At 73.8% G+C, this 22,792-nt stretch carries 20 protein-coding genes; 10 read left to right on the top strand and 10 right to left on the bottom strand.

Annotated features, from left to right (window positions below):
- Positions 1-5: 5 nt before the first annotated feature.
- Complete coding sequence (locus Q5694_RS21125) at positions 6-1,157, top strand: XdhC family protein (protein WP_333934758.1); 1,152 nt, start codon at positions 6-8, stop codon at positions 1,155-1,157.
- A gap of 29 nt (positions 1,158-1,186) precedes the next feature.
- Here Q5694_RS21125 and Q5694_RS21120 read toward each other — a convergent pair whose 3' ends face one another.
- Both Q5694_RS21120 and Q5694_RS21115 read right to left on the bottom strand, forming a co-directional pair.
- On the bottom strand, positions 1,187-1,627 hold the full coding sequence (locus Q5694_RS21120) for an SRPBCC family protein (RefSeq protein ID WP_333934757.1): 441 nt from the start codon (positions 1,625-1,627) through the stop codon (positions 1,187-1,189).
- Between the two features lie 95 nt (positions 1,628-1,722).
- Positions 1,723-2,508, bottom strand: coding sequence for a polysaccharide deacetylase family protein (locus Q5694_RS21115; RefSeq protein WP_333934756.1), 786 nt, complete (start codon positions 2,506-2,508; stop codon positions 1,723-1,725).
- A gap of 104 nt (positions 2,509-2,612) precedes the next feature.
- Between Q5694_RS21115 and Q5694_RS21110 the strand changes: the two genes are divergently transcribed.
- From Q5694_RS21110 to Q5694_RS21100, 3 genes are read left to right on the top strand one after another with little or no spacing between them, the layout of a single operon-like run.
- On the top strand, positions 2,613-3,590 hold the full coding sequence (locus Q5694_RS21110; RefSeq protein WP_333934755.1) for a glycosyltransferase family 9 protein: 978 nt from the start codon (positions 2,613-2,615) through the stop codon (positions 3,588-3,590).
- A gap of 17 nt (positions 3,591-3,607) precedes the next feature.
- Positions 3,608-4,489 (top strand): glycosyltransferase family 2 protein, encoded by an 882-nt coding sequence (locus Q5694_RS21105; protein ID WP_333934754.1) that lies wholly within the window; start codon positions 3,608-3,610, stop codon positions 4,487-4,489.
- Positions 4,486-5,382 carry a glycosyltransferase family 2 protein gene (locus tag Q5694_RS21100; RefSeq protein WP_333934753.1) on the top strand — a complete coding sequence of 299 codons (897 nt, stop codon included), beginning with the start codon at positions 4,486-4,488 and terminating at the stop codon, positions 5,380-5,382. The genes Q5694_RS21105 and Q5694_RS21100 overlap by 4 nt, the downstream gene beginning before the upstream one ends.
- Positions 5,383-5,431: 49 nt before the next feature.
- Here the strand turns inward: Q5694_RS21100 and Q5694_RS21095 are convergent, their stop codons facing one another.
- Together Q5694_RS21095 and Q5694_RS21090 are read right to left on the bottom strand one after the other, a co-directional pair.
- The gene (locus Q5694_RS21095; RefSeq protein WP_333934752.1) at positions 5,432-5,752 is read right to left on the bottom strand and encodes a DUF3040 domain-containing protein; all 321 of its coding nucleotides are present in this window, start codon (positions 5,750-5,752) and stop codon (positions 5,432-5,434) included.
- 144 nt (positions 5,753-5,896) lie between these two features.
- Positions 5,897-6,856, bottom strand: coding sequence for a polysaccharide pyruvyl transferase family protein (locus Q5694_RS21090; RefSeq protein WP_333934751.1), 960 nt, complete (start codon positions 6,854-6,856; stop codon positions 5,897-5,899).
- A 35-nt stretch (positions 6,857-6,891) separates the two neighbouring features.
- Here Q5694_RS21090 and Q5694_RS21085 point away from each other — a divergent pair, with 35 nt between their 5' ends.
- Together Q5694_RS21085 and Q5694_RS21080 are read left to right on the top strand one after the other, a co-directional pair.
- On the top strand, positions 6,892-7,734 hold the full coding sequence (locus Q5694_RS21085) for a helix-turn-helix domain-containing protein (protein WP_333934750.1): 843 nt from the start codon (positions 6,892-6,894) through the stop codon (positions 7,732-7,734).
- A gap of 63 nt (positions 7,735-7,797) precedes the next feature.
- On the top strand, positions 7,798-8,253 hold the full coding sequence (locus Q5694_RS21080; protein WP_333934749.1) for a VOC family protein: 456 nt from the start codon (positions 7,798-7,800) through the stop codon (positions 8,251-8,253).
- Between the two features lie 42 nt (positions 8,254-8,295).
- Here the strand turns inward: Q5694_RS21080 and Q5694_RS21075 are convergent, their stop codons facing one another.
- Entirely contained in the window at positions 8,296-9,825 is a 1,530-nt protein-coding gene (locus tag Q5694_RS21075) for an MFS transporter (protein WP_333934958.1), read from the bottom strand.
- A gap of 294 nt (positions 9,826-10,119) precedes the next feature.
- Between Q5694_RS21075 and Q5694_RS21070 the strand changes: the two genes are divergently transcribed.
- A complete protein-coding gene (locus tag Q5694_RS21070; RefSeq protein ID WP_333934748.1) occupies positions 10,120-11,676 on the top strand; it encodes a Re/Si-specific NAD(P)(+) transhydrogenase subunit alpha in 1,557 nt (518 codons plus the stop codon).
- A 6-nt stretch (positions 11,677-11,682) separates the two neighbouring features.
- On the top strand, positions 11,683-13,116 hold the full coding sequence (gene pntB / locus Q5694_RS21065; protein WP_333934747.1) for a Re/Si-specific NAD(P)(+) transhydrogenase subunit beta: 1,434 nt from the start codon (positions 11,683-11,685) through the stop codon (positions 13,114-13,116).
- Positions 13,117-13,239: 123 nt separating this feature from the next.
- Here pntB and Q5694_RS21060 read toward each other — a convergent pair whose 3' ends face one another.
- The gene (locus Q5694_RS21060) at positions 13,240-13,875 is read right to left on the bottom strand and encodes a TetR/AcrR family transcriptional regulator (protein WP_333934746.1); all 636 of its coding nucleotides are present in this window, start codon (positions 13,873-13,875) and stop codon (positions 13,240-13,242) included.
- A 113-nt stretch (positions 13,876-13,988) separates the two neighbouring features.
- Between Q5694_RS21060 and Q5694_RS21055 the strand changes: the two genes are divergently transcribed.
- Positions 13,989-14,927 carry an oxidoreductase gene (locus Q5694_RS21055; protein ID WP_333934745.1) on the top strand — a complete coding sequence of 313 codons (939 nt, stop codon included), beginning with the start codon at positions 13,989-13,991 and terminating at the stop codon, positions 14,925-14,927.
- 93 nt (positions 14,928-15,020) lie between these two features.
- Here Q5694_RS21055 and argG read toward each other — a convergent pair whose 3' ends face one another.
- The 4 genes from argG to Q5694_RS21035 all read right to left on the bottom strand — a co-directional run bounded on the left by argG (position 15,021) and on the right by Q5694_RS21035 (position 21,532).
- A complete protein-coding gene (gene argG / locus Q5694_RS21050) occupies positions 15,021-16,475 on the bottom strand; it encodes an argininosuccinate synthase (RefSeq protein WP_333934744.1) in 1,455 nt (484 codons plus the stop codon).
- Positions 16,476-16,548: 73 nt separating this feature from the next.
- Entirely contained in the window at positions 16,549-17,541 is a 993-nt protein-coding gene (gene meaB, locus Q5694_RS21045; protein WP_333934743.1) for a methylmalonyl Co-A mutase-associated GTPase MeaB, read from the bottom strand.
- Positions 17,538-19,724, bottom strand: a complete 2,187-nt coding sequence (gene scpA / locus Q5694_RS21040) for a methylmalonyl-CoA mutase (protein ID WP_333934742.1) — start codon at positions 19,722-19,724, stop codon at positions 17,538-17,540. The genes meaB and scpA overlap by 4 nt, the downstream gene beginning before the upstream one ends.
- Positions 19,721-21,532, bottom strand: a complete 1,812-nt coding sequence (locus Q5694_RS21035) for a methylmalonyl-CoA mutase family protein (protein ID WP_333934741.1) — start codon at positions 21,530-21,532, stop codon at positions 19,721-19,723. The genes scpA and Q5694_RS21035 overlap by 4 nt, the downstream gene beginning before the upstream one ends.
- A 233-nt stretch (positions 21,533-21,765) precedes the next feature.
- Between Q5694_RS21035 and Q5694_RS21030 the strand changes: the two genes are divergently transcribed.
- Positions 21,766-22,743 carry an SDR family oxidoreductase gene (locus Q5694_RS21030; RefSeq protein WP_333934740.1) on the top strand — a complete coding sequence of 326 codons (978 nt, stop codon included), beginning with the start codon at positions 21,766-21,768 and terminating at the stop codon, positions 22,741-22,743.
- The last annotated feature ends 49 nt before the right edge of the window (positions 22,744-22,792 follow it).

The raw sequence follows: 22,792 nt of genomic DNA, 5'->3' as shown, positions 1-22,792 counted from the left end.
GACAGATGCTGGACATCGCCGAAGAACTGAACCGGTGGGTCGAGCAGGGCCGTGACTTCGCCGTGGCGACCGTGGTGGCCGTCGGCGGCAGCGCGCCCCGGCAGCCCGGTGCCGCGCTCGCGGTGGACGCCGACGGCACGGCCATCGGCTCGGTCTCCGGGGGCTGCGTGGAGGGCGCGGTCTACGAGCTGTGCGAACAGGCGCTGCGGGACGGCGAGACCGTCCTGGAGCGGTTCGGCTACAGCGACGACGACGCCTTCGCCGTGGGCCTGACCTGCGGCGGCGTCATCGACGTCCTGGTCACCCCGGTGCGGGCCGCCGATCCGGTCCGGCCGGTGGTCGCGGCCGCGCTCACCGCCGCCGCCGCAGGGGAGGCGGCGGCGGTGGCGCGGATCGTCTCCGGTCCGCGCGCACTGACGGGCCGGGCCCTGCTCGTCCGCCCCGACGGTTCCACCGACGGCGGTTTCGGTGCCCATCCGGAGCTGGACCGCACCGTCGCCGCCGAGGCGGCCGCCTTCCTGGACGCCGGCCGCACCGGCACCCTGGAGATCGGCGAGCAGGGCTCGCGCTGCGGGGCACCGCTCACGGTCCTGGTCGAGTCCTCGGTCCCCGCGCCGCGCATGATCGTGTTCGGTGCGATCGACTTCGCCTCCGCCCTGGTCCGCGTCGGCACGTTCCTCGGCTACCACGTCACGGTGTGCGACGCGCGGCCCGTCTTCGCCACCCGGGCCCGGTTCCCCGAGGCCGACGAGATCGTCGTCGACTGGCCCCACCGCTATCTGGAGGGCACGGAGGTCGACGCCCGCACGGTGCTGTGCGTCCTGACCCACGACGCCAAGTTCGACGTGCCCCTGCTGAAGCTGGCACTGCGCCTGCCGGTGGCGTACGTCGGCGCCATGGGCTCCCGGCGCACCCACCTGGAACGCAATGCCCGCCTGCGTGAGGTCGGCGTCACCGACCTCGAGCTGAGCCGCCTGCACTCACCGATCGGGCTGGACCTCGGCGCCCGTACGCCCGAGGAGACGGCACTGTCGATCGCCGCGGAGATCGTCGCCGGGCGGCGCGGCGGCAGCGGCGTCCCGCTGACCGGGGCGCACACGCCGATCCACCGCACCCCGCAGTCGGGGACGGCGGGCCGCATCGGCTCGGTGGCCTGACACCCCGGCGCCGGCCCGTCCTCGCGTCGTCAGGGCAGCCGGAGCAGGTGGTTCACGGTCCGCCCGAAGACCTGACGCGCGGAACGCCGCAGTACGCCGTCGAGGAGCGACGGCACGAACCGGACGCGGATCTCCTCGCGCCACACCACCCGCGTGCGCCCGCCGGGCCCCGGCCGCACCTCCAGCTCGGCCCAACCGAGCACCACCCGGCCCCGCTTGACCAGCCGGCACCTGCCGGGGCCGCCGTCCACGGGAGGTTCCCACACCGTGACCTCCATCGGGTCGTCGAAGCCCAGCGGCCCGACGCCCGAGCGGGCCACGACACGCGTGCCAAGGCGCGTCGGTCCCGGCGGTACCGCCCGGACCACGGTCAGCGGCACGGTCGCACCGTGCCGCTCCCAGCGTGTGATCCGCCGCCACGCCTCATCGAGGGGAAGCGGCACCGTGCGCTCGACCAGGAAGTTCGCCACACCCCGATCGTAGGGAACCGGCGCCGTCCACCGTCCCGGTCGCGTCCCCTTCACCCGGCCGGCTCAGACACCGGCCGCCCGGGTCCGGTCGCTCGTCACCGGTACACCTCCCCGGGCTCGGCCCTGCCCGGGGCCAGCAGGTGGGGGACCGTCACGAACACGTAGCCCCGCTCCTTCAGGGCGTCGACGATCCCCGGTACGGCCGGCACCGTGCCGTCGTAGATGTCGTGGAGCAGGATGATGCCGTCGCGGGACGACTGGGCGAGGACGCGCCGCGTGATCAGGGCCGGGTCGGTCGTCGTGTAGTCCTTCGCCGTCACGGTCCACAGCACCTCGGACAGGCCGAGTTCGCGGCTGATCCCGTGCACGGTGCCGTTCGTGCGGCCCTGCGGCGGACGCATCAGGGTCGGGCGCCGGCCGGTGAGGCGCTCTATCTCCTCGTTGGGGCGGCGCAGCTCCTCGCGTATCTCCTCGGGGCTCAACTCGGTCAGTATCTTGTGGTCCCAGGTGTGGCTGGCCACCTCGTGGCCCTCGTCGGCCATCCGCCGCACCAGCTCCGGGTACCTCTCGATGTGCCGCTCGCCCAGGAGGAAGAAGGTCGCCGGGACCTGCTTCTCCTTCAGGATGTCCAGCAGCCGGGCCGAGTGCTCGCTCGGTCCGGCGTCGAAGGTCAGGGCGATGCACGTGACCTCGCGGCAGTCCGCGACGCCCAGGCGGGCCGCCTCGGTGCCGGCGCCCCGGGCGCGGACGGTGCTGGGAGCGGTGGGGCCGGGCCCGGAGCAGCCGGTCAGGGCCACGGCGAGAGCCGCGGTCACCGTGAGCGTCCCGAACCGCCGCAACGCGGTCCCCGTTTTCTTCGTCTTCTTGGTCGGAGAAGGCATGCGCGGACTATACCTGCCGTGTATACATCGGATGTATAGCGCCTGTGCGCACCCGATGGCCGACTGCGCGGGCGTATCCCCGGGCCGCACGGCAGGCTGCTGGCATGACACCGGACACGGCAGCGGTACCGACGCGACCCCGTCTCCTCGTCCTGCGCGCCCTCGGCCTCGGCGACCTTCTCGCCGGCGTTCCCGCCCTGCGCGCCCTGCGGCGGGCCCACCCGGACCACGAACTGGTGCTGGCGGCGCCCGCCGGGCTGGCGCCGGTCGCGGAGGCGACGGGGGCCGTGGACCGGTTGCTGCCCGCCTCCGCGCCGGGGCGCGAGGTGCCGCGCTCGCTCGACTGGAGCGGCCCCCCACCGGACATCGCCGTCGACCTGCACGGCAACGGGCCGCTCAGCCACCGGCTGCTGGCCGACCTGCGCCCGGCCGAGCTGCTCGCCTTCGCCCACCCGGACACGCCGGAGATCGACGGACCGCCCTGGTACGCCGAGGAACACGAACGCGACCGCTGGTGCCGGCTGCTGCGCTGGTACGGGGTCGAGGCCGACCCGCGCGACCTGCGTCTGCCCCCACCGCACAGCGCCTCCCCGGCGCCCGGCGCGGCCGTCCTGCATCCCGGTGCCGGATCGCCGGCCCGCTGCTGGCCCGTCGAGCGCTACGCGGCCGTCGCGGCCGGGCTGCGCGCCCGGGGCCTGCGGGTGGTCGTCACCGGGGGCGCCGACGAGGGCGACCTCGTGGCACGGCTCGCCAAGCAGGCGGACCTCGCCGACACGGACGTGTTCGGCGGCGGCCTGCCCTTCGGCCGGCTGTCCGCCCTCGTCGCCGCCGCGTCCTGCGTGATCAGCGGCGACACCGGTATCGCCCACCTCGCCGTCGCCCACGGCACGCCGTCCGTCACCCTGTTCGGGCCGGTCGCGCCCAGCCGCTGGGGCCCGCCGCCCGACCCCCGCCACCGCGCCCTCTGGTACGGCCCGCAGGGCGACCCGCACGGCCGCCGTCCCGACCCCGCCCTGCTGCGCATCACACCCGACGACGTGCTGCGGGCCCACGGCGACCTGCCCGGAATCCCGACAGCGTGAAAGGGCACCCGGCCACGATGAACGTCCAGCACCCCCAGGCGTGCCGGGTCGGCGTCGTCATCGCGACGCGCAACCGCTCCGCGGCCCTCGCCGAGAGCCTCGGCCACCTCCTCGCCCTCCCGGAGCGGCCCCCCGTCCTCGTCGTGGACAACGCCTCCACCGACGACACACGCACGATGCTCGCCCGCGACTTCCCCGAGGTGCGCCTGCTGGCCCTGCCGCTCAACCACGGGGCCCTCGCCCGCACCCACGGCGCCCGGCTCCTGGACACCCCGTACGTCGCCTTCAGCGACGACGACTCCTGGTGGGCGCCCGGCGCGCTGAGCCGGGCGGCACAGCTGATGGACGCGCACCCGCGGCTCGGACTGATCGCCGCCCGCACGCTCGTGGGCCCCGCCGCACACCCCGACCCGCTCAACGAGGTCCTCGCGGGCTCGCCCCTCGGCCCGGCCGCCGACCTGCCGGGCACCCAGGTCCTGGGCTTCCTCGCCTGCGCCTCCGTGGTCCGCCGCACCGCCTACCTCGACGCGGGCGGCTTCCACCGGCTGCTGTTCTTCGGCGGCGAGGAGACCCTGCTCGCCTACGACCTGGCCGCCCGCGGCTGGGGCGTCACCCACTGCCCGGACATCGTCGCCCACCACCATCCGGCGACCGGGCCCCGCACCGGCCGCCCGGTCGTCCAGCGCCGCAACGAGGTCCTCACCGCCTGGCTGCGCCGCCCGGTGCCGTACGCGCTCGCCCGCACCCGCGCCCTCGCCGCCGAGGCCCGCCGCGACGAGCACGCCCGGCAGGCCCTGCGCGCCACGCTCGTCCGGCTGCCGGCCGCCCTGCGCGAACGCCGGCCCCTGCCCCCGCACGTCGAGCGGGCCGCGCGCCTGCTGGAGGAAGAGGCCGCATGAGCGACCCCCGCACGACCGTCGTCGTCATCACCCACAACCGGCGCCGCGAACTGCTGCGCACCCTGGACCACCTCGCCCGGCTGCCCGAACGTCCGGCGGTGATCGTCACCGACAACGGCTCCACCGACGGCACCGCCGAGGCCGTGGCCCGCCACCACCCGCAGGTACGGCTGCTGAGGCCGGGCCGCAACCTCGGCGCCGTCGGCCGCAACCTCGCCATCCGGCAGGTCGACACGCCGTACGTCGCCTTCTGCGACGACGACTCCTGGTGGGCCCCGGGCGCCCTGGCCGGCGCCGCGGACCTGCTCGACCGGCACCCGGGCCTCGGCACGGTCACGGCCCGTATCGTCGTCGAGCCGGACGGCGTCGACGACCCCATCGTCGAGGAGCTGCGCCATTCACCCGTCCCCGGGCCGCCGTGGCTGCCCGGACCGGCCCTCGGCTCGTTCCTGGCCGCCGCGACCGTGCTGCGCACCGACGCCTTCCGGGCCGCCGGCGGCTTCCACCCGCGGCTGTGGCTGGGCGGCGAGGAGGAGCTGCTCGCCGCGGACCTGGCGGCCGCGGGATGGTGGCTGACCTACGCCGACCATCTGACGGTGCACCACCACCCCTCGGTGGCACGGGACGCCACCCTGCGCCGCACCCACGGCATCCGCAACACCCTGTGGTTCACCTGGCTGCGCCGGCCGGCCGGTCCCGCCCTGCGCCGGACCGTGAACCTGGCCCGCACGGTCCCGCGGGACGTGGCCTCGCTGCGCGCCTTCGCCGAGGCCGCCGCCGCCCTGCCCTGGGTGCTGCGCGAACGCCGGGTCCTGCCCCATGAGGTCGAGTCCCGTCTGCGCCTGCTGGAGCCCGCCCAGCGCGCCTCCAAGGCCCGGCGTTACACCGGCTGAACCCGCACCGGCGGGGTGCGGGTCCCGGCGTCGCAGGGCGCGGGGCCGGTCAGCCGCCGCACCAGCGGCACATGAGCCGGAACGCGGCGAACAGCGTCAGCGGCCACAGCGCGGCGAAGGCCCAGATCACGCCCGGTTCGGAGGTGGCGATGCCGGCCACCATGAGGGTCACCGACACCACCAGCGACAGCAGGACGGTCCACCCGCGGGGGCGGTAGGAGCCGACACGGGCCAGGATCCGGGTGGGGTCCGGGCGGCGGTCCAGCCGCCCGGTGCGCATCCGGCGGTCCAGGCGGCGGTCGCGGCGCAGGACGCGTTCCATCTCGTCGAGGATGCGCTGCTCGTTCTCGGGAAGTCGGCCGATGGACACGCGCTCTCTCCTTCCGGACGGCCGGACCGCCGCCTCCCGGGAACGTGCCGCGGGAACGTGCGGGCGGGGGACGTGCGACGGGGGACGTGCGACGGGGGACGTGCGACGGGGGACGTACAGCGGGTGCCCCGGGAGTCCCGGGAGCTAACCGGGTACGGGCCGGGCCAGTGCCTCGACGAGCCGGTCCGCGCTGTCCGGGGCGGCGCCCTCCCGGAAGCCGTCACGGGCCTGCCGTGCGGCCACCCGGCCGCCGGTCAGGCACCAGTCCCACCACCGGTCCAACTGCCGTACGTCCAGCCGCTCGGCGGGCACCAGCGCGGGCCAGCCGCAGGCCCGGGCCTGCGCGGTGAGTTTGGCCCCGCCCTCCACCGGGTCCACGGCCAGCACCGGTGTGCCGACCCGCAGGGCGATGACCAGCCCGTGCAGCCGGTCGGTGACGACCAGGTCCAGGCGGGCCAGGACGGACTGCAGTTGGGCGGGCGTCGCGCTCAGGTGCCAGTCGTGGGTGTCCAGCCGGGTCTCCAGTTCCAGCCGGGCGCAGTCCTTGGCGGCCAGCCAGCGCGTCACCTCCTGGGCGACCTGGCCGTGCCGCCGCAACGCCCCGTACTCGTGCTGGCCGTGGGTGAGGATCACGCCGACCACCGGCCGCGCCGGCACCTGCGGGGCGCGGGCCGCCAGGTCCTCCACCGGCTCGCGGTCCGGCGCGTCCCGGGGCAGCACCCGGTGGAAGCCGGTCACCGCCGGGCTGTCCGGGTCGATGACCGAGGTGCCCACCGCGATGCGCACGCAGTGCGCGAACCGCCGGTGCAACCGCTCCACCTGCGGCCCGTGCAGCGGACCGCAGACGAACACCAGGTGCGTGTAGTCGGCGGTCCGCAACCGGTCGAGATGCAACGCCTCCGGCCGGAAACCCGGGCTCCAGGCGATGTCGTAGGGGATGCCCGTGCCCCGCAGGACGTCCTCCACCCGGCGCAGGGCGAGGACGTCCCCGGCGGTCGCCTCCCCGTCGGGGAAGCTGAACCACCCGGTCAGCAGCACTCTGCGCGGCCGCCCGCCGTGGTGTGTCTGCACACGCCCTGAGTGCCCCGCCCGGCACGAGAACATTCAGGGCAAAAGGACGCCCGCCGTACGCTGGACACATGGCCCCCCTGTCACGGCGGACGCCGGTCTCCCTCACGGTCCGGCCGTCGGCGCCCTCCCAGGCTCCCCTGGTCGGGGCGATGGGGTACGCCGAGGGCCGTTTCCCGCACGCCGCCGAACTGGCCCTGCCGACGGGCGGGGCGCAACTCCTGGTGAACCTCGACCGGGACGTCCTCACCCGCACGCCGCTGCACGGCGCCGGACGCACCGCCGAAGGCGCGGCCGTGCAGGGGCCGTGCACCGGGCCGGCCGTGATCGACCCGGCGCAGCAGCGCGCCGTCGTCTGGGTGGCGTTCCGCCCGGCGGGACTGAGCCCCCTCCTGCCCGTCCCCGTCTGCGAGGTGCGCGACGAACTGGCCGGGCTCGGCGCACTGTGGGGCGGCGACGGCGCGGTGCTGCGCGAGCGGCTGCTGGAGGCCGGGGCCGCCGGTGGCCCGCGCGCCGTGCTGCGCACGCTGGAGACGGCCCTGCTGGAGCGGGCCGGGAACCCTCCGGCGCCCGACCCGGCGATCCGCCGCGCCGCGTTCCTGCTCGACCGGGGCACGCCCGTGGCCGAGGTCGCCGACCGGCTCGGCTGGACCGCGAGGCGACTGACCCGCCGATGCGCCGGGCAGCTCGGCATCCCGCCCAAGCGGTACGCGCGCGTACGGCGCTTCCAGCGGTTGCTGCGGCGCGTCAACGCCGGGCAGGGGCCGCCGGACTGGGCCGCGCTCGCCGCGGACTGCGGCTACCACGACCAGGCCCACCTGATCCACGAGTTCCGCGCACTGGCCGGCATCACCCCGGGCGCCTACACACCGCGCTCGCCGGGGGAGGGCAACCACGTACCGCTCCCCGGGTGAGACGCCCGGGGCGCGGCCGTTTCCTACAATCCACGGCCCCCGCGCGCACGTCACGGTGAAGGCATGACGAACGCAGGCGGCAAGCCCGCCCTCACCAGGCTCTACGCCCGGCTCGTGGTCTCCGACGGGCCGCGGGCCGTCGACTTCTACCGCACCGCGCTCGGCGCCGAGGAGATCGAGCGGTACACCGGCCCCGGGGGCCGGATCGTGCACGCCATGCTGCGGCTCGGCGACGCGGTGATCGCCGTCAAGGACGCCGGCGACGGCGACCCGGCGCCGCCCGATCTCGGCGGCACTCCGGTGATCATGGCCCTCGACGTGTCCGACGCCGACGCCGTCGCCGACGCCATGCTGCGCGCCGGGGCGAGCGTCGTGCACCCCGTGGCCGACCAGCACTACGGGCAGCGCGGCGGACGCCTGGCCGACCCGTTCGGGCACCAGTGGATGATCTCCCAGCCGATCGAGGACCTCACGCCGGAACAGATCCAGCGGCGCACGGACGAGTTGTTCCCGGACTGAGGCGGCGCCGTCCCGGGCGGCGGTCAGGTGCGGCCCCGGCGGTCAGGTGCGGCCCGCGACCGGCTCCTCGGCCGGGGCCTGCGCCTCCGCCTTGCCGCCCGGATGGCGCAGGGCGCACAGGAAGGCGAGGCCCAGGGCGACGGCCATGCCGTAGAACACCCACTGGTTGGCCTCCGCGAAGTCCATGCGGATCGCGGACATCGCGTCCCGGGTCGCCTCGGCGCCGGGACCGGAGCCCGTGGGCGGCCGGGCGTCGCCGTTGCCGGTGACCGACTCGGTGACGTCACGCGCCGCGCTCTCGGCCGCCCCGGCGGGCACGCCCCGGGACTCGAGGGTGCCCGTCACGTTGTCGGTCGTGACGTGCGTCAGGATCGTGCCGTAGACCGCCATGCCCACGCTGGCCGCGAAGTTGCGCACCGTCTGGGTGATGCCGGTGACCTCGCCGTAGGAGGTGCCGATGGCCCGGTTCACCGCGTCCGTCGACGCCGGCGCCAGGATGAAGCCGACACCGGCCCCGGCGAGGGCCGCGTAGAGCCACTGGTCGTGCATGCTCAGGTCGGTGAGCTCGCCCGCCCACAGCGCGAACCCGACGGCACCCACCACCCCGCCCAGTTTCAGGGCCGGCCGGGCGCCGCGTGTGTCGAGGATCCGGCCGCCCCACTGGGAGGCGATCGCGAAGCCCACGAAGAAGTACAGCAGGAACAGCGCCGCCTGGTTCGGCGAGGCGCTCAGCGACACCTGCGCGTAGACGGAGGCGAAGAAGAACAGCGGGACGAACGCGAGCATGGCGAAGAACAGCACCAGCGCGTCCACGCTGAACGCCTTGTCGCGGAAGACCCGCAGGTCGATCAGCGGGTGCTCCACCCCGCGTTCGTAGCGGACGAACCCGGCCAGTACCGCAAGGCCCCCCACGATGCACACCCACGTCGCCCAGCCGTCCCAGCCCCAGGAGAACGCCTGCTGGAAGCCGAGGACGCTCAGGCCCATGCCGACCGCGATGAGGACGGCACCCGGCACGTCCAGCGTGCCGGACCGCCGCCGGTCGGGTACGTGCGCCAGGACCGTGAGCACCAGCGCCACGATCGCGACCGGGACGTTGACCCAGAACACCGCCCGCCACGTCCAGTTGGTCAGCCAGCCGCCCAGGAGCGGACCGATCGCCGTCAGCGCACCGGTGACACCGAAGAACAGGGCCAGGGCGCGGCCGCGCCGCTCGACCGGGAACACCGCCACCACCACGGCCAGGGCGGCGGGGAACAGCAGCGCCGCCCCCAGGCCCTGCGTCGCCCGGAAGGCGATCAGCCAGGCCTGCGCCGCGTCACCCTCGGGGACGCAGCCGCACAGCACCGACGAGACGACGAACACCAGCGTGCCGATGACGACGACCCGGCGCGGCCCGTACAGGTCCGCGAGCCGCCCCCCGAGCGCGAAGAACGCCGCGAGGGCCAGCAGGTAGGCGTTGACCACCCACTGCATCCCGGAGGACGACAGTCCCAGTTCGCGCACGATGTCCGGAGCCGCGATCGACACGATGGTCTGGTCGATGAAGGTCATGGCGACGGCGAACATCATCGCCGCCAGCGCCAGCGTCTGCTGCGGCGCGCTTCGGGAAGGGGACGCGCTCCCGCGCCCCGGGCGCACGTTGCTCACCCGCTCAGTCTGCGCCCGCCGGAAACGTGCCGCATCACGGGACAACTGCCGCCTCCGACGCCACGGCAATACCGCCGAACGGACCTTCCGGCAACCCCCCGGTCGTGTGAGGACGGCCTCCCCGGCCATGTGACCGTGGTCCGCCACGGATACCGCGTCGACCGTGCAGGATGCGGGCACCAAGAGGGCAGACGGACAGACGAGGAGAGGCAGACGATGGTTCCAGCGGAAGCTGAACCCCAGAGGATCGGCATCCCGGCCGAATCCGCTGCGGGCGAGACCAGGGTGGCGGCCACGCCGGCCACCGTGGGCAGACTCGTCGCGCTCGGGTACGACGTGGTGGTCGAGCCGGGAGCGGGAGCCCCGTCCCGCTTCTCCGACACCGCCTACGAGGAGGCGGGGGCGAGCCTCGGCGACCCGTGGCAGGCGGAGATCGTGCTCAAGGTCAACGGCCCCTCCCGCGAGGAGATCGTCCGGCTGCGCGACGGGGCGACCCTGGTCGCGCTGATCAGCCCCGCGCTCAACCCGGAGCTGGTCGACGAACTGGCCCGGCGGCCCGTCACCGTGCTCGCCATGGACGCCGTGCCGCGCATCTCGCGCGCCCAGTCCCTGGACGTCCTCAGCTCGATGGCCAACATCGCGGGCTACCGGGCCGTGGTCGAGGCGGCGCACGCCTTCGGCCGGTTCTTCACCGGCCAGGTGACCGCCGCCGGCAAGGTGCCGCCCGCCAAGGTCCTGGTGGCCGGCGCCGGAGTCGCCGGCCTCGCGGCGATCGGCGCCGCCCGCAGCCTGGGCGCGGTGGTCCGCGCCACCGACCCCCGGCCCGAGGTCGCCGAGCAGGTCCGCTCGCTGGGCGGGGAGTTCCTCGCCGTCTCGACCGAGCAGGAGGTGAGCGCCGACGGCTACGCCCGGGCCACCTCGGAGGACTACGACCGGCTCGCCGCGCAGCTGTACGCCGAGCAGGCCGCCGACGTCGACATCATCATCACCACCGCCCTCATCCCGGGCCGCCCGGCGCCGCGGCTGATCACCGCCGAGGACGTCGCGCGCATGAAGCCCGGCAGCGTCATCGTGGACATGGCCGCCGCCCAGGGCGGCAACGTCGAGGGCACGGTCGCCGGCAAGGCCGTCGTCACCGACAACGACGTGACGATCATCGGCTACACCGACCTGCCCGGCCGGCTCCCCGCCCAGGCCTCGCAGCTGTACGGCACCAACCTCGTCAACCTGATGAAGCTGCTCACGCCGGGCAAGGACGGCCGTCTGGTCCTCGACTTCGACGACGTGGTGCAGCGTTCGATGACCGTGGTCCGCGACGGCGAGAAGACCTGGCCGCCGCCCCCGGTGCAGGTGTCCGCCGCGCCGGCCCCGGCCGCCGCGAAGGACGCCGCGCCGCCCGCCCCCGAGGCGCCGGCGAAGCCCGCCCGGCCCGCGTGGGCCTCCTACGCCCTCGTCGCCACCGGCGCGCTAGCGCTGTTCCTCGTGACGGCCTTCTCCCCGAGTGAACTCCTCGGCCACTTCACGGTGTTCGTCCTGGCGATCGTCATCGGCTTCTACGTCATCGGCAACGTGCACCACGCGCTGCACACCCCGCTGATGTCGGTCACCAACGCCATCTCCGGGATCGTCGTGGTCGGCGCGCTGCTGCAGATCGGGCAGGGGGACACGGCCGTCACCGTGCTGTCGTTCGCCGCGATCCTGCTGGCGAGCATCAACATCTTCGGCGGATTCGCCGTCACCCGCCGCATGCTCGGCATGTTCTCGAAGGGCTGATCAGGGATGACCACAGACACGGCCGCACAGGCCGCCTACGTCGTCGCGGCGCTGCTGTTCATCCTCAGCCTCGCCGGGCTCTCCCAGCACCGGACCTCGCGTTCGGGAGTCGTCTGGGGCATCGCGGGCATGGCCGTCGCGCTCGCCGCGACCGTCGGTCTCGCCTCGCGCAGCATCACGGCCACCGGGCTGGTGCTGATCGTCGTCGCCACGGCGGTCGGCGCGGGCATCGGCCTGTGGCGGGCCCGGGTCGTCGAGATGACCGGCATGCCCGAGCTGATCGCCATCATGCACAGCCTCGTCGGCCTCGCCGCCACGTTCGTCGGCTGGAACGGCTACCTCGACGTCGACGCCGAGCTGTCCGGCTCGCTGCTGGGCATCCACCACGCCGAGGTGTTCATCGGGGTGTTCATCGGCGCCGTCACCTTCACCGGCTCCGTCGTCGCCTACCTGAAGCTCTCGGCGCGCATCGCCTCCCGTCCGCTCACCCTGCCGGGCAAGCACGTGCTGAACATCGGCGCTCTGGCCGCCTTCGTGGGGCTGACCATCGCGTTCGTGGCACGTCCGCACATGGGCCTGCTCATCGCGGTCACCGTGATCGCCCTGGCTCTCGGCGCGCACCTGGTCGCCTCCATCGGCGGCGGCGACATGCCGGTGGTGGTCTCCATGCTGAACAGCTACTCGGGCTGGGCGGCGGCCGCCTCGGGCTTCCTGCTCGCCAACAACCTGCTCATCGTCACCGGCGCGCTGGTCGGCTCCTCCGGTGCCTACCTGTCGTACATCATGTGCAAGGCGATGAACCGGTCCTTCATCTCCGTCATCGCCGGCGGCTTCGGCACCCCGGCCGCGGCGGCCGAGGAGGGCGAGCAGGGCGAGCACCGGGAGATCAGCGCCGAGGAGACCGCGGAACTCCTCGGCAACGCCACCTCGGTCATCATCACGCCGGGCTACGGCATGGCCGTCGCCCAGGCGCAGTACCCGGTGGCCGAACTGGCGCGCAAGCTGCGCGAGCGGGGCGTCGAGGTGCGCTTCGGCATCCACCCGGTCGCCGGCCGGCTGCCCGGGCACATGAACGTGCTGCTCGCCGAGGCCAACGTGCCCTACGACATCGTCCTGGAGATGGACGAGATCAACGACGACTTCGCCGCCACGTCGGTCGTCCTGGTCATCGGTGCCAACGACACGGTCAACCCGGCCGCCACCGACAACCCGTCCAGCCCCATCGCGGGCATGCCGGTGCTGCACGTGTGGGAGGCGTCGAACGTGGTCGTCTTCAAGCGGTCCATGGCCGCCGGCTACGCGGGCGTGCAGAACCCGCTGTTCTTCCGCGAGAACACCCAGATGCTCTTCGGCGACGCCAAGCAGCGGGTCGAGGACATCCTGCGCGGCCTGGACACCCTGGACGCCCCGGCGCGCCAGATGGCCGGGACGACCGGCTGACCACCCGCGTCCCCGGGGACGCGGACACACGACGCTGTTCGGCCCCGGCCGGTGTCCTCACCGGCCGGGGCCGACGCGTTCGAGCGGCGGGCCGCCGTGCCCACGTCGGGAACCCGGCCGAAGTCAGGGGGCGGAGCGGCGACCGGTGCGTTCGCGCCCCCGGGTGTGCCGTGCCGCGAGGGCGCGGGCCGTGCGGGCGGCCTGCGCCTCGACGCGGTCCCGGCTGTTCCAGGTCCCGGGCAGCATGTCCTGCTGCTGGAACAGGGCGAGACCGTGGGCCGCGGCGGCGACCTGGACGAGGAGCTCGAACGCCGAGTCCTGGTCGGGGGCGAGCCGGCCGGTGACGGGCATCAGATCCTCGTGGAGGCCGCTGCCCGCCCGGGCCAGTTCGGGATGGCGGCTCTTGTCGATGCCGGCCAGGAAGGTGATGTCGAACAGGGCCCGCTCCTCCGCCGCGAAGCGCACATAGGCGGTGGCGAACGCCGCCAGTTGTTCGACCGGGTCCGCGTGCGCGGCGAGGGCGATGCGGTAGCGGCGCCGCTGCTCCTGGTACCCCTGGAGGGCGAGTGAGGCCAGCAGGGCCTCCCGGTCGGCGAAGTGCTTGTAGGGGGCGGACACGCTCACGCCGGCGCGGCGGCAGGCCTCGGCCAGCGTGAATCCGTGCGGGCCGCGCTCGCCGACCAGGGCGAGAGCGGCCTGCTCCAGCGCGTTGCGGAGGTCGCCGTGATGGGTGCCGGTGGGACGCCGTTTGACTGCCATGCCCGGAAGGTTAACACTATTAACCACAAGGTGAATGTCATTCACCACGGTGCGGCCCGTCGGGCAGAGCCCTTCGGGGGAACCGCGCCCCGCGCGACCTCCGGAGGAAACCCATGCCCCGCTCATCCGCCGCACGCTGGACGGCCGACGACATCCCGGACCAGCAGGGCCGTATCGCAGTGATCACCGGTGCCAACACCGGCATCGGCTTCGAGGTGGCCAAGGCGCTCGCCCGCCGCGGCGCGTCCCTGGTCCTGGCCGTTCGCGACACCGACAGGGGAAAGCGCGCCGCGGACTCGCTCGCCGCGCTCGCCCCCGCGGCGGCCGTGCGCGTGCAGCACCTGGACCTCGGTTCCCTCGCCTCGGTCCGCGCCGCGGCCGCGGAGCTGCGCGCCACGAGCCCCCGCATCGATCTGCTGATCAACAACGCGGGCGTGATGTACACCCCGCAGCAGACGACGGCCGACGGCTTCGAGCTGCAGTTCGGCACCAACCACCTGGGGCACTTCGCCCTGACCGGGCTCCTGCTGGACCTGCTTCCCGCCTCGCCCGCCGCGCGTGTCGTGACCGTCAGCAGCGCCGGCCACCGCATGGGCGGACCGATCGACCTCGACGACCTCGCCCGGCGGGAGCGCCCCTACGATCGCACCGCCGCGTACGGACACTCCAAGCTGGCCAACCTGATGTTCACGTACGCACTGCAGCGGAAGCTGCCCGCGGGCGGGCCTCTCGCGGTCGCGGCCCATCCCGGAGGCGCCGACACCACCGGCTCGCGCACCGCGATGTCCCACTCCTCCGCCCTCACTCGCGCGGCCTTCTCGGTGATCCGGCCGCTGCTGCTGCAGTCACCGGAGATGGGCGCCCTGCCGGTCCTGCGCGCCGCGACCGACCCGAGCGTCAGGGGAGGCGAGTACTACGGTCCGCGCGGATTCCAGCAGAGCAAGGGCCACCCCGTACCGGTCCGCTCCAGCCCGCAGTCCTACGACGTGGCCCTGCAGCAGCGTCTGTGGGCGCTGTCCGAGGAGCTGACCGAGGTGAGGTTCGGAGTCTGACGGACGGGCCGCGAGGAGAAGAGCCGGCCCGGTGCGCGCGAGGGCCGGCCCGACGATGTCGGACCGGCCCTCGGTGGTGGTGGGGCGCTGCGGTCAGTCCGTGCCGGACTCCATCGCCGCGCGGTCCAGCCAGGCGTCCTCCTCGGAAACCTCGCCGCGGGAGGCGATGGCCTCGGCGCCGCCCTGCGGCAGCTCCGGCATGGTGCCGATCAGCCCGGTCGCGGCGGCCTGGGAGGCGCCGACGGTGGGGCTGCCGGTGCCGATCAGGCCGATCCCGGCGTACTGCTCCAGCTTGGCGCGCGAGTCGGCGATGTCCAGGTTGCGCATGGTGAGCTGGCCGATCCGGTCCACCGGGCCGAACGCGGAGTCCTCGGTGCGCTCCATGGACAGCTTGTCCGGGTGGTAGCTGAACGCGGGGCCGGTGGTGTCGAGGATCGAGTAGTCCTCGCCGCGCCGCAGTCGCAGGGTCACCTCACCGGTGACGGCGGCGCCGACCCAGCGCTGCAGCGACTCGCGGATCATCAGCGCCTGCGGGTCCAGCCAGCGGCCCTCGTACATCAGCCGGCCGAGGCGCCGGCCCTCGGTGTGGTACTGGGCGAGGGTGTCCTCGTTGTGGATGGCGTTGACCAGCCGCTCGTACGCGGCGTGCAGCAGGGCCATGCCGGGGGCCTCGTAGATGCCGCGGCTCTTGGCCTCGATGATCCGGTTCTCGATCTGGTCGGACATGCCGAGGCCGTGCCGGCCGCCGATGGCGTTGGCCTCCATGACCAGGTCGACGGCGGAGGCGAACTCCTTGCCGTTGATCGACACCGGGCGTCCCTGGTCGAAGCCGATCGTCACGTCCTCGGTGGCGATCTCGACCTCGGGGTCCCAGAACTTCACGCCCATGATGGGCTCGACCGTCTCGATGCCGGTGTCCAGGTGCTCCAGGGTCTTGGCCTCGTGGGTGGCACCCCAGATGTTGGCGTCGGTGGAGTACGCCTTCTCCGTGCTGTCGCGATAGGGCAGGCCGTGGGCGAGCAGCCACTCCGACATCTCCTTGCGGCCGCCCAGTTCGGTCACGAACGCCGCGTCCAGCCAGGGCTTGTAGATCCTGAGGTGCGGGTTGGCGAGCAGGCCGTAGCGGTAGAACCGCTCGATGTCGTTGCCCTTGAAGGTCGAGCCGTCGCCCCAGATCTGGACGTCGTCCTCCAGCATCGCCCGCACCAGGAGCGTGCCGGTGACGGCCCGGCCCAGCGGGGTGGTGTTGAAGTAGGCCCGCCCGCCCGAGCGGATGTGGAACGCGCCGCAGGTCAGCGCGGCCAGGCCCTCCTCGACCAGCGCGGCCCGGCAGTCGACCAGACGTGCGATCTCGGCCCCGTAGGTCCGGGCGCGGCCGGGCACCGAGGCGATGTCGGGCTCGTCGTACTGGCCGATGTCGGCGGTGTAGGTGCACGGGACGGCGCCCTTGTCGCGCATCCACGCGACCGCGACGGAGGTGTCGAGACCGCCCGAGAAGGCGATGCCGACGCGCTCGCCGGCGGGCAGGGAGGTGAGGACCTTGGACATAGAAAGAGTATGTATCACTTTGCATAGTCATGCAAGCCGGGCGTGTGGAACCCGTCCTCCGCGCCGGTTGCGCTCAGGAGATGCCCGCTCCGGAACCGCCGAGCGCGCCCAGGATCCGCTCGGCCGCCAGGGTCGGGGTCAGCTCGCCCTCCCGGACCTGCTGCTCCAGGGCCGGCGCCACGGACCGCACCGCCGGATCGGCATGGAGGCGGCCGAGGAGTTCGTCGCGGACCATGGTCCAGGTCCAGTCGACCTGCTGGTCGCGGCGCTTGGCGGTGAGCCGGCCCGTGGAGTCCAGCAGCGTGCGGTGCTGCTCCAGGCGCTCCCACACCGCGTCCAGCCCCGTCGACTCGCGGGCGCTGCAGTGCAGTACGGGAGGCGTCCAGAACGCGTCCTTGCCGTGCATCAGCCGCAGGGCGCCCGCCAGTTCCCGCGCGGCGGCCCGGGCGTCCCGCTCGTGCGGGCCGTCCGCCTTGTTGACGGCGATCACGTCGGCCAGCTCCAGCACGCCCTTCTTGATGCCCTGGAGCTGGTCGCCGGTGCGGGCGAGGGTGAGCAGCAGGAAGGTGTCGACCATGTTCGCCACGGCCGTCTCCGACTGGCCGACGCCGACCGTCTCGACGAGGACCACGTCGTAACCCGCCGCCTCCATCACGACGATCGACTCTCGGGTGGCCTTGGCCACCCCGCCGAGCGTGCCCGCGGTGGGGGAGGGGCGCACGAACGCCGCCGGATCCACCGCGAGGCGCTCCATGCGGGTCTTGTCGCCCAGGATGGAGCCGCCCGTGCGGCTGGAGGACGGGTCGACGGCCAGGACCGCCACCCGGTGCCCGAGCGAGGTCAACAGCGTGCCGAACGCGTCGATGAACGTCGACTTGCCCACCCCGGGCACCCCGCTGATCCCGATGCGCCGGGCCCGGCCGCTGTGCGGCAGCAGCGCCGTCAGCAACTCCTGGGCCAGCGCGCGGTGTTGCGGCCGGGTCGACTCGACGAGCGTGATCGCGCGGGCGACGATCGCCCGCTTGCCGTCGAGCACGCCCTTCACATACGCGTCGACATCGATCACAGGTCGTGCCCGAGGTCGTCCGACAGCCGCTTCACCAGGTCGTACGCCGCGTCCGGGATCACCGTCCCGGGCGGGAAGACGGCCGCCGCTCCCATCTCCAGCAGCGTCGGCACGTCCTGCGGCGGGATCACGCCGCCGACCACGACCATGATGTCCTCCCGGCCCTCCTCGGCCAGCGCCTCGCGCAGCGCCGGGACGAGGGTGAGGTGACCGGCCGCCAGCGACGAGACACCGACGATGTGCACGTCCGCCTCGACCGCCTGCCGGGCCACCTCGGCCGGCGTCTGGAACAGCGGGCCGACGTCCACGTCGAAGCCGAGGTCGGCGAAGGCGGTGGCGATCACCTTCTGGCCGCGGTCGTGGCCGTCCTGGCCCATCTTGGCCACCAGGATGCGCGGGCGGCGCCCCTCGGCCTCCTCGAAGGCGGACACCAGGGTGCGGGTGCGGTCCACGCCCGGGGACTCTCCCGTCTCGTTGCGGTACACACCGGTGATCGTACGGATCTGGCTCGCGTGCCGGCCGTACACCTTCTCCAGGGCGTCGGAGATCTCCCCGACCGTGGCCTTGGCGCGGGCCGCGTGCACGGCCAGCTCCAGCAGGTTGCCCTCGCCCGCGGCGGCCCGGGTCAGCGCGTCGAGCGCGTCCCGGCAGGCCGTCTCGTCCCGCTCCGCGCGCAGCCGCCTGAGCTTCTCGATCTGCTGGGCCCGCACGGAGGAGTTGTCGACCTTCAGGACCTCGATCTGCTCGTCGGTCTCCACCCGGTACTTGTTGACGCCGATGACCGGCTGGCGGCCCGAGTCGATCCGGGCCTGGGTGCGGGCCGCGGCCTCCTCGATGCGCAGCTTGGGGATGCCCGCGTCGATGGCCTTGGCCATGCCGCCCGCGGCCTCGACCTCCTGGATGTGCTGCCAGGCCCGCCGCGCCAGGTCGTACGTCAGCTTCTCGACGTACGCGCTGCCGCCCCACGGGTCGATGACCCGGGTGGTGCCGGACTCCTGCTGCAGCAGCAACTGGGTGTTGCGGGCGATGCGCGCCGAGAAGTCGGTCGGCAGGGCGAGCGCCTCGTCCAGGGCGTTGGTGTGCAGCGACTGCGTGTGGCCCTGCGTGGCCGCCATCGCCTCGACGCAGGTACGCGTGACGTTGTTGAACACGTCCTGCGCGGTCAGCGACCAGCCCGAGGTCTGCGAATGCGTGCGCAGGGACAGCGACTTGGCATTCTGCGGGTCGAACTGCTTCACCAGCTTCGCCCACAGCAGCCGCGCCGCCCGCAGCTTGGCGACCTCCATGAAGAAGTTCATGCCGATCGCCCAGAAGAACGACAGCCGGGGCGCGAACGCGTCCACGTCCAGGCCCGCTTCACGGCCCGCCCGGATGTACTCCACGCCGTCCGCGAGCGTGTACGCCAGCTCCAGGTCGGCCGTCGCACCGGCCTCCTGGATGTGGTAGCCGGAGATGGAGATGGAGTTGTAGCGCGGCATCCGCTGCGAGGTGAAGGCGAAGATGTCGGAGATGATCCGCATCGACGGCTTCGGCGGATAGATGTAGGTGTTGCGGACCATGAACTCCTTGAGGATGTCGTTCTGGATGGTCCCCGCCAGCTTCTCCGGCGGCACGCCCTGCTCCTCGGCGGCGACGATGTACAGCGCCAGCACGGGCAGCACCGCGCCGTTCATCGTCATCGACACCGTCATCCGGTCCAGCGGAATGCCGTCGAACAACTGCCGCATGTCGAGGATCGAGTCGATGGCCACGCCCGCCATGCCGACGTCACCCGTCACGCGCGGGTGATCGCTGTCGTACCCCCGGTGCGTGGGCAGGTCGAAGGCGACCGACAGGCCCTTCTGCCCGGCCGCGAGGTTGCGCCGGTAGAAGGCGTTGGACTCCTCGGCGGTGGAGAAACCGGCGTACTGGCGGATCGTCCAGGGCTGGTTGACGTACATCGTCGGGTACGGGCCGCGCAGGTACGGCGCCGCCCCCGGGTACGTCTCCAGGAAGTCCAGGCCCTCCAGGTCACGGCCCGTGTACAGCGGCTTGACCGTGATGCCCTCGGGAGTCTCCCACAGCAGGTCGTCCCCGCCGGAGGCGTTCTTCACCGCCGCGCGCCACTCGTCGGGGCTGCCGTCGGCGGCCGGGGTGCCCAGCTCGATCCCGGAGAAGTCGGGGATGCCATGGGGGGCGGTCATCGGGCAACTCCCATGCGGTCGAGGGTCGCGGACAGCACGGCCACGGCGTCGCAGCCCGCGAAGACGTAATCGTCGACACCCGGGTGCTCCCCGGGCCGTCCGGCGAGGAACACGCGCGAGGCGCCCGCCTTCCTCAGCTCCGCGGCCCGGTCCGCCGCCTGCTCCGCGTACAGGGCGTCACTGGAGCACAGCACGGCCTCGCTCGCGCCGCTGTCCGCGAACGCGCCGTCGACGACCGGCTCGATGCCGCCCGCCTGGAAGAGGTTCGAGGCGAAGGTGAGGCGCGCGGTGTGGGCGGCGGCCGGACCGAGCGCGGCGAGGTAGATCCGCGGCCGGGAGCCGGTCGCGGCCAGGTGCGCGTCCGAGCGGGCCCGCAGCGCCTCGAAGGCCTCGTCGCGGCGCACCCGCGGCAGCCCGCCGGACGGCCGCTCGGGGGCGCTGTCGCGCACCACCGGCTTCTCCGCCAGGAACGGGAACTCGCTGACGCCGGTGACGGGTTCACGCCGCTTGGCCAGCTTCGCGCTCCGCGCCCGCCACGTCTCGGCGAGGTCCCGCTCCACGTCCCCGGAGCGCAGCGCGGCCGCCATGCCGCCCAGCCGCTCGATCCGCTGGAAGAACTCCCAGCCCGCGTGGGCGAGTTCGTCCGTGAGCCGCTCCACGTACCAGGAGCCGCCCGCCGGGTCGATCACCCGGGCCAGGTGGGACTCCTCGATGAGGATCGTCGAGGTGTTGCGGGCGATGCGGCGCGCGAACGCGTCCGGCAGGCCCAGGGCGTGGTCGAAGGGCAGCACGGTCACCGCGTCGGCACCGCCCGCGCCCGCGGCCAGCGTGGCGATGGTGGTGCGCAGCATGTTCACCCACGGGTCGCGGCGCGTCATCATCACCGGCGAGGTGACGACGTGCTGCGCCTGCGCCCCGGCGCGCGGCGCCCCGCACACCTCGGCCACCCGCGCCCACAGCCGGCGCGCCGCCCGCAGCTTGGCGATGGTGAGGAACTGGTCGGCGGTCGCAGCGTACCGGAACTCCAGTTGCCCGCAGGCCTGTTCGACACTCAGTCCGGCCCCGGTCAGCTCCCGCAGGTACGCGACCGCCGTGGCCAGCGAGGCGCCCAGCTCCTGCCCGGCCGAACCGCCGGCCTCGTGGTACGGCAGCGCGTCCACGGTCAGCGCCCGCAGTCCCGGGTAACGCTCGGCGCACAGCCGCGCGAGGTCCGCCGCAGGCGCCGCGTCGTCCCGCTGCCCGGTCCGTGCCTCGTGGCCCAGCGGATCGACGCCCAGGTTGCCGCGCGCCGCGTCCGGGGCGACGCCCCGCTCCTCGTACAGCCGCAGCAACTCCCGCGCCGCGGGCCCGCACTCGCGTCCCGCGTCGAGCACGACGGGGGCCAGATCGAGGTGGACGCCGTCGAGGACCCGGCCGAGCTCCGGCACGGCGATGCCGCCGGCTCCGACGGCCAGCCACAGCGAGGTGACGCCGTTCTCCAGGTCCGCGAGCAGCGCGTCACGGTCGGCCACCGTGTGCCGCTGCCGCACGTCCCAGCCGCCGACCGTGCTGCCCTCGGCACGCCCGCCCCGTACGAAGGGGGCGAACCCGGGCAGGCCCGGCTCGGGGGCGGCGTCGCGGGCGGTGTACAGGGGACGGGTGCGCAACCCGTCCTCCAGGGCGGTGGACAGGGCTTCCTCGGCCTCGGCGCCCTCGACGTCCTTGCCCGACTTGCGCAGCACACCCGCCACCAGGCGCTGCCACTGCTCGTGGGGCACGTCAGGGAACTCGCCGGCCAGCTCAAGCCCGTCGTCAGGCAGGACCGTCATGCTCGGATGCTAGGCCACGGACACGAACGTGCAGCAGAGGGGACGGCTGTGACCTTCCCCTCGCCCTGCCTGTGACCCCGCTCTCCCCGCTCGCCCCGTGGTCACGGGGCCGCCGGGGGGCGCGGCCCATGGCGGGCGGAAAGGCGGTGCCGCCGCCCGGAGCGGGGGTACCCGGTGCGCCGCGGAGCCGGGCACGACAACGCCGGTCCGGCCGGATGTGAGGAGGGTACGGGATGCGACTGCGCGATCACGTGGTGGTGGTGACCGGGGCGTCGAGCGGGATCGGCCGGGCCACGGCCGAGGCCTTCGCCCGCAAGGGCTGCGCCGTGGTGCTGGCCGCCCGGCGTGAGGAGGCACTGCGGGCGGCGGCCCGGGAGTGCGAGAGGCACAAGGGGGCCAGGACCCTCGTGGTGCCGACCGACACGACCGACCCGAAGGCCGTCGAGGACCTGGCCCGGCGCGCGGTGGACGAGTTCGGCCGGATCGACGTCTGGGTCAACAACGCCGCCGTCAACGCCTTCGGCCGGTTCGAGGACGTGCCCCTGGAGGACTTCCGCCGGGTCCTGGACGTCAACGTCATGGGGTACGTCCACGGAGCCCGGGCGGCCCTGCCGGTGATGCGGGAGCAGGGCAGCGGCACGCTGATCAACATCTCGTCGATCGTCGGGGTCGTCGCCCAGCCGTACAGCCACCCCTACGGCATGTCCAAGCACGCCGTACGGGCCCTCGGCGCGAGTCTGCGGCAGCAGTTGCGGCTCGAAGGGGTCAAGGGCATCGACGTGTGCACGGTGCTGCCCGCGACCATCGACACCCCGCACTTCCAGCAGGCGGCCAACCACACCGGGCGCAAGGTGGTGGCCATGCCGCCCGTCTACAGCCCCGAGCGGGTCGCCCGGGAGGTCGTGGCCCTGGTGCGCCACCCGCGCCGCGAGGTCGTGGTCGGGCCGGCGGGCCGCGCCCTGGTCCGTCAGTCCCGGATGACACCGGCGCTCGCGGAGCGGGCGATGGCCCGGCAGACCCACAAAGGCCACCTCGACCACGACGAACAAGCCCCCGCGTCCCACGGCGCCCTGCACGTCCCGGACCCCGGTGAGGGAGCGGTGCACGGCGGCTGGGGCGGCCGCAGCCGCACGGCGCTGCGCCGGGTGGCCGTGGCGGCCGCGCTGACGGGGGCGGTGGTGACGGCCGGACGGCGATGGTCCCGCGCCTGACGGGAAGGGTCCGGCAGGGAGCAGGAAGGCCCGCCCGGGTGAGGGGCGG

The sequence above is a fragment of the Streptomyces sp. AHA2 genome, from assembly GCF_036857595.1.
Taxonomy (GTDB): Bacteria; Actinomycetota; Actinomycetes; order Streptomycetales; family Streptomycetaceae; genus Streptomyces.
This window is presented reverse-complemented; position numbering and strand designations above follow the sequence as displayed.